Genomic DNA, 12253 nt, shown 5'->3' on the forward strand with positions numbered 1-12253 from the left:
TTTTCCGGCAACACCCGCCTGGTAAACAGCGCGGAAACGTCCATTTGTCGGCAATGCGGCATGTCAAAGTTACTTTTTCTCTTGAAATCTGTAAAAAGGCACCCCATTCTCTCCATGTGTTCAACGAACGTAAAGGAGGTGATCCGATGTCTAGTGATTTCGATATGTGCCACAAGGCGTCTGATGCTACTCTGCGGGGATCATCTCTCCGTTGAAACGGTGTCCCCGGCTCACGCCGGGTATAGGCCCTTAGGCCAGACGGAATTACGGGGCCATCCTTCGGGGTGGCCCTTTCCTTTTTGGCTTAATTAGTTGGGTTTGATTTACCTATGTGTGGGGTGAGCCCAACATTGAGAGCTTTCAAAACTGCGAGCGTAGTGGCAAGGGTCGGATTGCCATTTTCGCTCAAGGATCGATAAAGCTGCTCGCGCGCAAGACCGGTATCGCGCGCTACTCCTGTCATTCCTTTTGCTCTGGCAACGACGCCAAGCGCCTTTGCGATATAGGTGGCATCGCGTGTTTCAAACGCATCGGCCAAGAACACCTCTATGGCTTCATCGGAAGTCAAGGCATCCGCTGGGTCGTAATCATAGAGTTTAATCACCATTTAGTCGTTCCAGTTCTTAGCTAACCATTTTGCATTCAAAATGTCTCGTCGCTGCGAGCTTTTATTCCCGCCACACAAAAGAAGTATAATCGTGCTCCCACAGCGTTGGAAGTAAATGCGATAACCTGCGCCATAATGAATGCGAAGCTCACTGATGCCTTCACCCACGGGTGCTACATCACCCTCCAATCCATTTGCTAAACGATACAGCCGCGCAGCGATCGCTGCTCTGAGCCGAACATCTGTTATACCTCGTTCCCATTCTTCGTAAATTTCAGTCTGCTTAATCTGCATAATGTATTTTTTAAATCACAAAATGTCAATGCTCGCATCATGACAGAACGTACCTCTGCGCGACACCAACCCTCAATTGCATAGCCCAAGGTTTTGCTTCCTCTGGCAAATAATGATACCACCTGATTTGCCTGAAAATGGTGCACCTTGCCTTTCAAAAAGGCATTCCCCTTCGAAAGACTGAACAATGTCGGTGGTAACAAATCAAGATGCCGTGCCGCAGCGCGTATGGCGTGACGAAATCATAGCGATGCTCACTTTGAGCTGGCCGATAATCCTGACCAATGTGGCTCAGGTTGCGATGACCGCTACCGACGTAATGATGCTGGGTTGGTTGGGTCCGCATGCATTGGCTGCAGGCGCTCTCGGCACCAATCTTTACTACATACCGATGATTTTCGGACTTGGTCTCATGACCGCGACAACGCCAATGATTGCGCGCGAGATCGGCCGCAACCGTTTTTCCGTTCGCGATGTGCGCCGTACCGTGCGTCAGGGCATGTGGATCGGTGTAACCATTTCCATTCCCATCTGGATCGCCTTGTGGAATGCCACGCCAATCCTTTTGGCTATGGGTCAGGATGCCGATCTTGCAGCGGAAGCAGGTACCTATATCCGGGCCCTGCAATGGGCGGTGCTGCCGTTCTATTTCTATGTTGTCCTGCGCTCGTTCATGGCAGCCTTAGAGCGCCCGGGTTGGGCACTGGTCATCGCCTTTATGGCAGTTGGCTTCAATGCACTGGCAAATTATGCGCTGATCTTCGGCCATTTCGGGTTTCCTGAAATGGGAATCGTTGGTTCGGGCATTGCAACGGCTCTTTCCTCCGTACTCATGTTTGTCGGTTTGGTCATTGTCATCTCGCTTGATCGCCGCTTCCGGCGCTATCATCTGTTTGGCCGTTTCTGGCGTGCGGACTGGCCACGTTATGGCCAATTGATGCGGCTTGGATTGCCTATTGCTGCGATCCTCGGCTTTGAGGTCACGATCTTCAACGCAGCAGCCTTTCTCATGGGACTTATCGGTCCCAATTCGCTCGCTGCCCATGCCATCGCAATCCAGATTGCATCGATAAGCTTCATGGTGCCGCTCGGCTTCGGGCAGGCGGCAACCGTGCGCGTCGGCCGTGCCTATGGTGCGCAGGACCCTGCAGGCATAAAGCGGGCCGGATGGGTAGCGTTTACTGCCGGCACAGGATTCATGGCGCTCACGGCTTTGCTGATGATAATCGCGCCTTTGCAACTCATAGGTGTCTTTATCGACATTCACAGTCCCGCAAATGTCGAGGTTGTCACTCTGGCGGTTTCGTTCTTGGCTCTTGCGGCACTGTTTCAGATTTTCGATGGCGCACAAGCGGTTGCCGCCGGCATGTTGCGCGGCCTGCATGATACAACCATTCCGATGATTTACGCTGCCATTGCCTATTGGGGCATTGGTCTACCCCTGTCGGTAGCCTTTGCCTTCTGGCTCGATATGAAGGGTGTTGGCATCTGGATAGGGCTGCTTGTCGGCCTTGCCGTGGCGTCACTTCTGCTGCTGAGCCGCTGGCTGCGCCGTGAAAAACTCGGGATCGAGGTTATTCGGTAAAGGCCGCCCACTAAAAATCGATCGTGCGGCCTTTGATTTCCCAATCACCAAACCGGGCGGGGTCTTTCCCACCTCGCCCGCCGATTTCGCGAGGCTTGTCCGCTTCTGCTTTTTCCGCTGCGTGCCGTGCTTCGGCTTCCTTCAAGGCGCGTTGCGCGGCAGCGGGCAACTGGTCAAAATTCGGGCGCGGTCGCTGATCGTCATTATCGGCCTGCGGCGGCGTTGAAGTCTCTTCACCGGAATTGGATGGGGTCATGTTATACTCATTCCGAATATACTGATCATTGAAGCTTGCGATGCGAAACACCATCATATAGCGGAATGAACGCAATAAAAGGAATAACCTTGCCTATCATAATGTTACCGGAAGAGAGACTTCAGCCATGAACGTAATGCGCACAGGAATGCTGCTCGCCTTCATGACAGCCCTTTTCATGGGCGTCGGATTTCTCATCGGCGGAACCGGCGGCATGATGATCGCCCTTGTCTTTGCTGCGGGCATGAACCTTTTCAGCTATTGGAATTCCGACAAGATGGTGCTGAGAATGCACAATGCCGTCGAAGTCAACGAAGCCAACGCCCCGGAATATTATGGCATCGTGCGCGATCTCGCGGCCAATGCCAACCTGCCGATGCCCAAGGTTTACCTGATACAGAACGCCCAGCCCAATGCATTCGCGACCGGACGAAATCCGCAAAATGCCGCTGTAGCAGCCAGTACCGGACTGTTGCAGGCCCTGACCCCGCAGGAAGTAGCGGCTGTCATGGCGCATGAGCTTGCCCATGTCGAACATCGCGACACGCTGACCATGACAATCACCGCGACATTGGCCGGTGCCATTTCAATGCTCGGCAATTTCGCCATGTTTTTCGGCGGAAACCGCCAGAACAATAATCCCCTTGGCTTCATCGGCATTATCGTGGCCATGGTCGTTGCGCCTTTCGCAGCAATGATTGTGCAGATGGCCATCAGCCGGACCCGTGAATATGCCGCCGACAGGCGCGGCGCGCAGATTTGCGGCAATCCGCTCTGGCTTGCATCTGCCCTCAACAAGATTGCGCGTGGCGCAAAGCAGATCGTCAATGAGGATGCCGAGCGCAACCCGGCATCGGCTCCATTGTTCATCATCAACCCCTTGAGCGGTCGCGGTGCAGACAGTCTGTTTTCAACCCATCCCGCAACCGAAAATCGCATAGCAGCTCTGGAGGCCATGGCGCAGGAGTTCCGTCAGGCCCAACCGGCACCACAGCAGGGACGTCCGGTTCAAGCGCCGGCTGAGGAAGAAATACAGGACGACAGGCCATCACCCTGGGGCCGTAATGGCGGCGGGCGCAAAGGCCCATGGGCATGAGTGTGGAGCACGGTACCAAACGCCCATTCGGTAAAAAGCCAAAAGATTATATCGATGCAGAAGACCGCCCGGGTCTGGCAGCGCGCCAATGCGCCACACGCCTGCTTGGAGCTGTCATTGAAAAGCACACGTCGCTGGATGGTTTGACCGACAACAGCAATGGTCATCCGCAATATATGGAGCTTGAAGACCGCGATCGTTCGCTTGTGCGCGCCATTCTTGGCGCAGCCCTGCGCAATCGCGGCACGATAGACGCGGCGATCAGCCAGATGATCGACCGGCCATTGCCTGAAAATGCAGTAGCACTGAAGCACCTTCTGCATGTTGCGGCGGCGCAAATTCTTTATCTCGATGTTCCGGACCGCGCTGCCGTTGATCTTGCTGTAACCGCAGCGAATAATGACCCGCGCAATCGCCGCTTTGCTTCCATGGTGAATGCTGTTTTGCGCCGCCTGTCCCGCGAGAAAGATACGTTCAAGGCTGGTGCCAGCAATGTGCCGGAATGGTTTGAGCAGACGCTTGTTGCGTCCTATGGCAATGACAAGGCCAAGGCCATTCTCGATATACAGGCGAAAGAGCCGCCTATCGATCTGACCGTAAAAGGTGATGCAGCAGAATGGGCGGAAAAGCTTGGTGGTATTGCCTTGCCGACAGGCTCCGTGCGGCTTGGTACCGTTGAGGGTTCGCTCACCGAACTTCCCGGCTTTGTAGAAGGCGAATGGTGGGTGCAGGACACCGCAGCCAGCCTCCCTGCAAAGCTGTTTGGCGACATCAAGGGTCAGCGCGTTGCGGATCTGTGTGCGGCGCCGGGCGGCAAGACTGCCCAGCTTGCCCATGCGGGCGCAAATGTCACCGCGCTTGACCTTTCGGCCAACCGGCTGAAGCGTCTTCGTGGCAATCTTGAGCGTCTGGGTCTGACGGCTGAAACAGTCGAAGCAAATCTTTCAGCTTACAATCCAGCCGAGCTTTTTGATGCGATACTGCTTGATGCCCCCTGTTCCTCGACGGGAACAGTGCGCCGTCACCCCGATGTACCATGGACAAAGACGCCCGAAGACGTGCGCAAACTTGCCAATCTGCAAGCGAGGCTACTCGACCATGCGGTAACAATTGTTCGTCCGGGCGGCATCGTGGTGTTTTCGAACTGCTCTCTCGATCCACTTGAAGGCGAGGTCGTGTCGCTTGATCTTCTCGCTAAAAATCCCGCCATTGAACTCGTGCCGGTCACGAAAGAAGAGGTTGGCGGCGTGGCTGAATTGATCACGAAAGAGGGATTTGTCCGTTCAACACCTGCGGACCTGCCGCATGAAAATCCCGCACTTTCCGGCATGGATGGCTTCTTTGCCGCCCGGTTCCGCCGAAAATACTAAAGTTTTAACTGTTCTGGCTGCATAATCGCTGACTGTCGACAAATTTCGAAGCAATAAATATGGTCGCGCTGAGCGAAACACCGCAACTATGGGGACTTGCAACTGCGCAACTTTGGCGCCGTTTTCGCAGACGTGTGCGTATGGGACCGCTCTATCGTTGGCGGTTTACCGGTTTCACCCCCGAGCGCGTACTTATTGCTCCACAGGATCTGCGCCCTGCCGATCCGCAGCTCGCGGAAGAGTTCTATCACGGCCGTTTTGCGCTGGCTGGTCGTGTAGTAGAAACCGGCGGGCGCTCGCCTTTTCTTGTCGAGCCGCCTAACGCCGCCTGGCAGGTCGCTCTGCATAATTTCGGCTGGCTGCGCAATCTGCGTGCCGCAGGCACGGAGCTTGCCACAGCAAATGCGCGGGCATTGCTTGGCGACTGGATTACCACCCATGGCCGTTCCATTGGCGGACCTGCCTGGGCACCTGAAGTAACCGCACAGCGCATTATCGCCTGGTTACAGCATTCCAATCTGATTCTCGCCGGTGCCGAGCTTCGTACCTATCGCCAGTTCATGCGCTCACTGGCGATGCAGGTTCGTTATCTGCGAACCATGGCTGCCGTCATGGATGATGGCGAGGAAAAATTGCGTGCGCGTATTGCGCTGGCTTTGGCAGCTTTGGCATTGCCTGTTTCGTCCAGCACCACCCGCTCCGCGCGGCGCAATCTTGAGTTGGAACTGACGAGACAGATATTGCCCGACGGCGGACACATCTCGCGCAATCCACTGGCAATACTTGAGCTGCTGGCCGATCTGCTGCCCTTGCGCCAGACCTATGCGAGCGGGCAGGAAGCACCACCGAAAGCGTTGATCGAAGCCATAGAGCGCATGTTGCCGGCACTGCGATTCTTCCGCCACCATGATGGCAGTCTTGCCTTGTTCAATGGTGTTGGCGCAACCATGCCCGAACGAGTTATCGCCGTGTTACGGCACGACGATATTGGTGGCCTGCCGCTGATCCATGCGGCGCATTCCGGTTACGAACGCCTGTCCATGGATTCAACGACAATTATCGCAGACACCGGCCTCGCGCCGCCCGTTACGGCATCACGTGACGCCCATGCAGGCTGCCTGTCATTCGAAATGTCCTCGGGCCGCAGCCGTTACATCGTCAATGCTGGCGTTGACCGTTACGGACCGGCCGAGTTTCGCCCGTTGGCGCGCTCTACGGCTGCACATTCAACCGCCACCATCAACGACACCTCGTCCTGCCGTTTCAGCAACACATCCGGCCTGTCGACAATGATAGGCACGCCCATCATTGCAGGTCCGAACAAGGTCAATATTGAACGCATTGAAAAACCCGGAACGATTGGCTTTGTCGCCAATCACAATGGCTATGTCCGGCCTTTCGGCATTTATCATGAACGCCAGATCGTCCTGTCGCACAATGGTAGCGTGATCGAGGGCATAGACAGTTTTTTTGCTGCCGGTAGAAATCCATTGCGTCAGACAGGCGCTGAAGAAATCGTCATTCGTTTTCATCTTCACCCTGCAGTGAATGTCAGTGTCGACGATCATGGGCTCATCGTTCTCCAGGCTGAGAATGATGATGTCTGGATGTTCTCCTCGACAGTCCAGCCTTTTGTTGAAGACTCGCTTTTCTTTGCCGGTTTCCGCGGTCCTGTGAAAACCCGCCAGATCACACTTTCGGTCAACGCAGCCAATCGTCCGGAAGTTGAATGGCAGTTCACCCGCACGTCGCTTGGCGTTTACGGCTAAGACAATATCACTGAATCTTGTACGACAACGGGGCGACAAAAGCTCCCCAATCGGCTATAGGAGGGCGACAGTCATTGCCGCGCTCGCCGGCACAATCCCATTTCCAGTCATACCATCAGGAGCCGATCCATGGAGTATCGTCAGCTTGGCCGTTCCGGTCTTAAAGTATCTGCGCTCAGTCTTGGAACCATGACATTTGGCGGCAAGGGTAATTTCGCCAAAACCGGCGACACCGATCTTGCAGGGGCAAAGCGGCAAGTCGACATGGCGCTCGACGCGGGCATCAATCTTTTCGACACGGCAGATATTTATTCAAACGGTGCATCCGAGGAGATTCTGGGGCAAGCCTTGAAAGGCAAGCGTGACAGGGTTCTCATTGCCACTAAGGCACGCTTTCGTATGGGCGAAGAAATCAACGATGCGGGTCTGTCCCGCTACCATCTGATCCGTGCCGCCGAGATAAGCCTCAAGCGCCTTGGTACAGACCATATCGACCTTTATCAACTGCATCAATGGGATGGTCTGACACCTCTCGATGAGACCCTTGAAGCGCTTGATACCCTCGTACGCTCAGGCAAAGTCCGCTATGTCGGCGTATCCAATTTTTCCGCATGGCACCTGATGAAGGCGATGGGCGTTGCGGCACTGGAAAAATTCATCGCCCCGGTCAGCCAGCAAATCCATTACAGCCTTGAATCCCGTGATGCGGAATATGAATTGATCCCGGCAACGCTTGACCAGAATGTGGGTGTGCTCGTCTGGAGCCCTCTTGCCGGAGGTCTGCTTTCTGGCAAATACCGCCGTGGCAAGGCGACACCGGAAGGCACCCGCCAATTGGCCAACTGGGGTGAGCCGCCAATCCGCGATGAAGAGCGCCTCTACGATATCATAGAAGTCCTTGTTGGCATTGCCGAGGCGCATAAGGTTTCGGCGGCTCAGGTAGCTCTTGCATGGTTGCTTGGCCGCAAAGGGGTAACGTCACTCATAGTCGGCGCAAGAACGGATGAGCAGCTTGCGGATAATCTCAAGGCCGCTGATCTCGCATTAACAGCAGACGAGCGCGCAAGCCTTGATGCGGTCAGCCAACCGCCGTTGCTTTATCCCTATTGGCATCAGGCCCGCACAGCATCTGACCGGCTATCCGCAGCGGACCTTTCACTCATCGAACCTCACTTGAAGAAATAACCAGAAACCGGCGGAGGGAGGCCACCGGCAGCGAGATCATAAATGGCCTATTCAAACAATCCTGCGCTTCAGCCCGGCGAACCTGAAATTGCGGTTGCCGAGCCCAATGGCCTGTCACTTGCACTGACTTTCCTGTTTGCCTTCGCCTGCGGCGCGATGGTCGGCAGTATCTATTATGCTCAGGCGCTGATCGGGCTTATCAGCGATGATCTTGATCTGCATGGCGGCATGGCCGGGTTTATTGTTACGGTGACTCAACTTGGCTATGGCGCGGGCCTGTTGCTGCTCGTTTCGCTTGCCGACCTTTTTGAAAACCGCCGTCTGGTCCTCTTGACCCTTGGCGGCACCGCGCTTGGGCTTGCCGGTGCTGCATTATCCGGCTCGGCAATGACATTTCTGATATCATCCTTCGCCATTGGTTTCTTCGCCTGCGGCGCGCAGGTGCTTGTTCCCTTTGCATCGCATCTCGTTCCGGCGGCTTCGCGCGGCAGGACGATTGGCAATGTCATGGCCGGACTTTTGACCGGCATCATGCTGGCGCGGCCATTGGCCAATCTCGTGGCTTCCGAATTTGGCTGGCGCGCTATTTTCTGGATATCGGCAGCAGCAATGCTGGCTGTACTCGTCCTTTTGCGCATTGCCCTGCCAAAGCGTCAGCCGCAAGGCGGCATGCACTACGGCGCAATCCTCAAATCCATGTGGAACCTGCTTATCACCACGCCTGCCTTGCAGCGCCGCGCCTTTTATCAGGGCATCATCTTCGCCAGCTTCAACCTGTTCTGGACGGGTATTCCGCTGCTCCTGACGGAGCAGTTTGGCTACAGCCAGCGCCAGATCGCACTGTTTGCGCTGGCCGGTGCTGCCGGCGCTCTGGCGGCACCCATCGCGGGGCGCCTCGCTGACCGTGGCTACACCCGGCAGGGAACAGCAATCGCAATGATGACGCTAACACTCTGGTTTCTCATAGCAGGCTGGGCCGGTACGGCCATCTCTATCGCGGCACTTGTTCTGTCTGCAATCTTTATCGACAGTGCGGTGCAAACCAATCAGATTTTAAGCCAGCGCATTATCTTTTCACTGAATGATGCAGCACGCGGGAGGCTAAATGCGGTCTATATGACGATCGTCTTCCTGATCGGCTCCAGTGGATCAGCCATCGCTGCCGCGAGCTATTTCTATGGCGGTTGGTGGGCGACCTGCGTCACCGGAGCTGTCATGGGGCTAATCGTTCTAAGCGTGTTTGCTACCGAGAGAACCGCGAAATCACCCGTGTGAACTTACGCAAAAAGGTAGGATTCCGGCGCGGCCTGTGCTAACGGCCAAGCCGTGTTCGCTCACTTCTTTTAGCAATAATGCGAACCATTCTTTGGTTCATGTATGATACAGGGCCATATTGCGGCAATCCCAAAAGGGATAATCGAGTCCTGTCAATCGATTGATCGGCCCGTAATTAAGCACTTATTTTTCTAGTACTTCTTCGTCAGATAAATTCCAAAATTGTGCGAATCGTAATCGTAGAGATCAACATTCGAGCTATTGATGCGATAACCATATTCCAGCCGGGGCGCAATATTTTTATAACTCAGCTTTCTCAGTGTCAGTCCAACACTCGCGCTGAACTGCCTGTCCTCCCTTCCTTTGCCAGTCATGGGAAATTTGCCGTCAAAGTTTCGGAACTCATATCCCGCCGCAACACTACCAAGAATACCCAATGGTAGATCGGAGTAAACTTCTAAATTGGGGCGGATGCTTGTATAGGCGTTAAAGTTCTGGGCATTCATCCGCGTCGCGGTAGCGCCGACACTGGCCAGTAAAGAAGCAGAAAACACGTGCTGATATCGAAGGCCAATGGTCGTTTCCACACCATCATGGTAATCCTGAACATCGTAATCCAGATAACGCATACGGGCCGTCATCCGAATGGTGTCACCGCTGTTGCCTAGCCGCTTCTGAACATATCCCTGGACGCCATAACCCCAATTATGCCCCTCCCACGCAAAAGAGGTTCGCGCAAGGGTTGGTCCAATACCGAAACGCCAATCATGAGTCCTATAAGAAAGTTCTGAAAAGACTTGTCCTGACAGCTCGTCAAAGGCCCGATCACGGTATTTAACGCCGTCCAAGCTCCCGCCAAATGCCAAGGCGAACCGCTCATCCAGTTTGAATTGATAAGTTCCCGAAACACCGTAGTTGAGACCAACACCACTTTGTTTCTGATTCTTTGGAGTGAAGGGGATGCCCGCTATGAAAATAGTGTCTTCGCTTGCGCCTCTGGTAATATTCGTACTGGGTGCCAGTGCAATATAACCATCAAGAGTCCAAGGGCGCTTTGCATCTATAGCGTCGATATAGTTATTATAAAGCGACCGGAAGTCTGGAGACTGGCTTGATGCCGCCAGCAATTCGAATTGGTATTTTGCGTGCTCGCCATCACCTAACAGGAAGTAGGTATGCGCCAATTCCTGGCGCACCCTGTCATATTGTGGATAAGCGATAATGATTTGCTGCATCTTCTCAGCAGATGCCTGAAACTGCCTCTGATGCTTCAGTATAAGCGCTTCAGTAAATATCTGGGCAACTTGATTGGCTTTCCCACCATCACCAGAAGTCGCAACAAGATTGCGAGCCTCGTCATACTCTGATGCTTCGATCAACGCCCTGACTTGCGCAAAAGAATAAGAGGGACCCTGTTGAACGCTGGCATGCGTTGGCTCAGCCCCAAAGAAACTCAAGAACGCAAATCCATAGCATGATGACTTCACTAAACGCTGGAGCAAGATATTTTCCAATGTACGGGAGTTGGACGCATAAACTATGGTTGGAACGGCAGCCGAAATTACACGAATAGGCGCGATGCCTCAGCCAAGATAGTGGGGCGATGCATTAGCCTCACCCCTCCATATTAACTAAGTAAGTTAGCCCTAATGCGGATAGCACCCATCAAACTACGGTTGCTTTTCACCATGGAACGTACCAATTATTGTTGAGGTGTCTTCAGCATCGGTCGTGGCGCTGATAATACCAGCTGTCTCGCTTGCATTGGCATTGTAGAAACCGCCCTCAACATTAGCTGCGAGGGTTTCGCCCTCGAAAGTGACCTTATCTGCTGAGTAGGTTGGCTTGTCCTTGGCTATTGTACCGTCGAATGTCAGGTCGGTTGCATTGAGGTTACCGGCCGCTATTATAGGATCTCGATGGGTGGCATTAAGCTCGGACACAGTGCCCTTGACGGTACCTGCTCCAAAGTCAGCAGCGAGATTAAACTTTCCAGAAACGTGCCTTTGCTCGCCGCCCACAACGCCGCTCTCATTAATCCCGCCGGCAAACTTGCCACGATAGCTAGCCTGACCGGAAGTGGGCACATTCGTTGCATTCACGCCACCATAATAAGCAGCTGCATTAAACTTGTCTTTACTGGATTGGTCGCGGAACACACCAAATGCCGTCGGCGCATCCTTGGAATTGATAGATGTATCACTCATGAGAAAACGGGTATCATTGCCATAAGGCCCATAGTCCTCACCGCTGTCGCGCCGCGTCCCCGTGGTTGTACCCGTAAATGGCTTATCACCACTATAAGCCAGCTTTACCAGAGGCGTATTGCCTTTAAACATAGCAGACTCTGTTTCCGATAGACCGCTGACCTTGGCACCAACATTGACCGCCACCAACTTTCCATCAGCTCCTGTCACAAAACCATGACCTTTAAGGTCATATTCTGCTACGGATTTTGTCGACTCTGGTTTTGCGACAGTGGGCTGTACGGAAACGGGTTCGCTGCCAGCTGACGATGTGGAAACAGTTTTCTCTGAAGAATGGCCACATCCGACCAGAGTCGCGCAGAGGCCAGCGACAAAAAGCAATTTCACAGCCATATAAAATCCCTCGATTTGAAAATACATTATTCCTAAAGTTTTATCAGCAAAGCAATACAGTGGAAATTATACTATAGTTTATTTCAGAGTTTATTTTACACAACCGTCTTCAACTAGTAATTGATACTAAACTATAATAAAAATTACAAAAAATCTTAAAACCCAATGTGTAGTTTCCATCAAAAGACAGCTCCGGATCGTTATGATAAACAATCC

11 protein-coding genes are annotated in these 12253 nt (G+C 53.7%); 6 read left to right on the forward strand and 5 right to left on the reverse strand.

The annotated features are described in order from the left end of the window. Nucleotides 1-304 precede the first annotated feature (304 nt). Complete coding sequence (locus PMI41_RS03970) at nt 305-607, reverse strand: addiction module antidote protein (RefSeq protein ID WP_008122029.1); 303 nt, start codon at nt 605-607, stop codon at nt 305-307. Then, nucleotides 608-901 (reverse strand): type II toxin-antitoxin system RelE/ParE family toxin, encoded by a 294-nt coding sequence (locus PMI41_RS03975; protein ID WP_008122031.1) that lies wholly within the window; start codon nt 899-901, stop codon nt 608-610. It abuts the gene before it with no gap. Between the two features lie 250 nt (nt 902-1151). Between PMI41_RS03975 and PMI41_RS03980 the strand changes: the two genes are divergently transcribed. Beyond that, the gene (locus PMI41_RS03980) at nt 1152-2486 is read left to right on the forward strand and encodes an MATE family efflux transporter (protein ID WP_157179310.1); all 1335 of its coding nucleotides are present in this window, start codon (nt 1152-1154) and stop codon (nt 2484-2486) included. 10 nt (nt 2487-2496) lie between these two features. Here PMI41_RS03980 and PMI41_RS03985 read toward each other — a convergent pair whose 3' ends face one another. Next, complete coding sequence (locus tag PMI41_RS03985) at nt 2497-2742, reverse strand: DUF1674 domain-containing protein (protein WP_008122033.1); 246 nt, start codon at nt 2740-2742, stop codon at nt 2497-2499. A 127-nt stretch (nt 2743-2869) separates the two neighbouring features. Here PMI41_RS03985 and htpX point away from each other — a divergent pair, with 127 nt between their 5' ends. The 5 genes from htpX to PMI41_RS04010 all read left to right on the forward strand — a co-directional run bounded on the left by htpX (nt 2870) and on the right by PMI41_RS04010 (nt 9437). Then, on the forward strand, nt 2870-3838 hold the full coding sequence (htpX, locus tag PMI41_RS03990) for a zinc metalloprotease HtpX (protein WP_008122035.1): 969 nt from the start codon (nt 2870-2872) through the stop codon (nt 3836-3838). Beyond that, nucleotides 3835-5208: an RsmB/NOP family class I SAM-dependent RNA methyltransferase gene (locus PMI41_RS03995; RefSeq protein WP_008122037.1), complete on the forward strand. Its 1374-nt coding sequence runs from the start codon at nt 3835-3837 to the stop codon at nt 5206-5208. Before htpX ends, PMI41_RS03995 begins: the two co-directional genes overlap by 4 nt. 59 nt (nt 5209-5267) lie before the next feature. Further along, the gene (locus tag PMI41_RS04000; RefSeq protein WP_008122038.1) at nt 5268-6977 is read left to right on the forward strand and encodes a heparinase II/III family protein; all 1710 of its coding nucleotides are present in this window, start codon (nt 5268-5270) and stop codon (nt 6975-6977) included. Nucleotides 6978-7106: 129 nt separating this feature from the next. Then, entirely contained in the window at nt 7107-8162 is a 1056-nt protein-coding gene (locus PMI41_RS04005) for an aldo/keto reductase (RefSeq protein ID WP_008122040.1), read from the forward strand. 42 nt (nt 8163-8204) lie between these two features. Beyond that, entirely contained in the window at nt 8205-9437 is a 1233-nt protein-coding gene (locus PMI41_RS04010) for an MFS transporter (protein ID WP_008122042.1), read from the forward strand. Between the two features lie 191 nt (nt 9438-9628). Here PMI41_RS04010 and PMI41_RS04015 read toward each other — a convergent pair whose 3' ends face one another. Both PMI41_RS04015 and PMI41_RS04020 read right to left on the reverse strand, forming a co-directional pair. Further along, nucleotides 9629-10951, reverse strand: a complete 1323-nt coding sequence (locus PMI41_RS04015; RefSeq protein WP_157179302.1) for a surface lipoprotein assembly modifier — start codon at nt 10949-10951, stop codon at nt 9629-9631. Between the two features lie 156 nt (nt 10952-11107). Further along, nucleotides 11108-12037 carry a transferrin-binding protein-like solute binding protein gene (locus tag PMI41_RS04020; RefSeq protein ID WP_008122046.1) on the reverse strand — a complete coding sequence of 310 codons (930 nt, stop codon included), beginning with the start codon at nt 12035-12037 and terminating at the stop codon, nt 11108-11110. Nucleotides 12038-12253: the final 216 nt, after the last annotated feature.

This window comes from Phyllobacterium sp. YR531, assembly GCF_000282595.1.
Lineage (GTDB): Bacteria > Pseudomonadota > Alphaproteobacteria > Rhizobiales > Rhizobiaceae > Phyllobacterium.

Excerpts from the sequence above, each read along its gene's own strand:
- PMI41_RS04020 (WP_008122046.1), bottom strand. The coding sequence starts at position 12,037 with ATGGCTGTGAAATTGCTTTTTGTCGCTGGCCTCTGCGCGACTCTGGTC.
- PMI41_RS03985 (WP_008122033.1), bottom strand. The coding sequence starts at position 2,742 with ATGACCCCATCCAATTCCGGTGAAGAGACTTCAACGCCGCCGCAGGCC.
- htpX (WP_008122035.1), top strand. The coding sequence starts at position 2,870 with ATGAACGTAATGCGCACAGGAATGCTGCTCGCCTTCATGACAGCCCTT.
- PMI41_RS03995 (WP_008122037.1), top strand. The coding sequence starts at position 3,835 with ATGAGTGTGGAGCACGGTACCAAACGCCCATTCGGTAAAAAGCCAAAA.
- PMI41_RS03970 (WP_008122029.1), bottom strand. The coding sequence starts at position 607 with ATGGTGATTAAACTCTATGATTACGACCCAGCGGATGCCTTGACTTCC.
- PMI41_RS04005 (WP_008122040.1), top strand. The coding sequence starts at position 7,107 with ATGGAGTATCGTCAGCTTGGCCGTTCCGGTCTTAAAGTATCTGCGCTC.
- PMI41_RS03980 (WP_157179310.1), top strand. The coding sequence starts at position 1,152 with ATGCTCACTTTGAGCTGGCCGATAATCCTGACCAATGTGGCTCAGGTT.
- PMI41_RS03975 (WP_008122031.1), bottom strand. The coding sequence starts at position 901 with ATGCAGATTAAGCAGACTGAAATTTACGAAGAATGGGAACGAGGTATA.
- PMI41_RS04000 (WP_008122038.1), top strand. The coding sequence starts at position 5,268 with ATGGTCGCGCTGAGCGAAACACCGCAACTATGGGGACTTGCAACTGCG.
- PMI41_RS04010 (WP_008122042.1), top strand. The coding sequence starts at position 8,205 with ATGGCCTATTCAAACAATCCTGCGCTTCAGCCCGGCGAACCTGAAATT.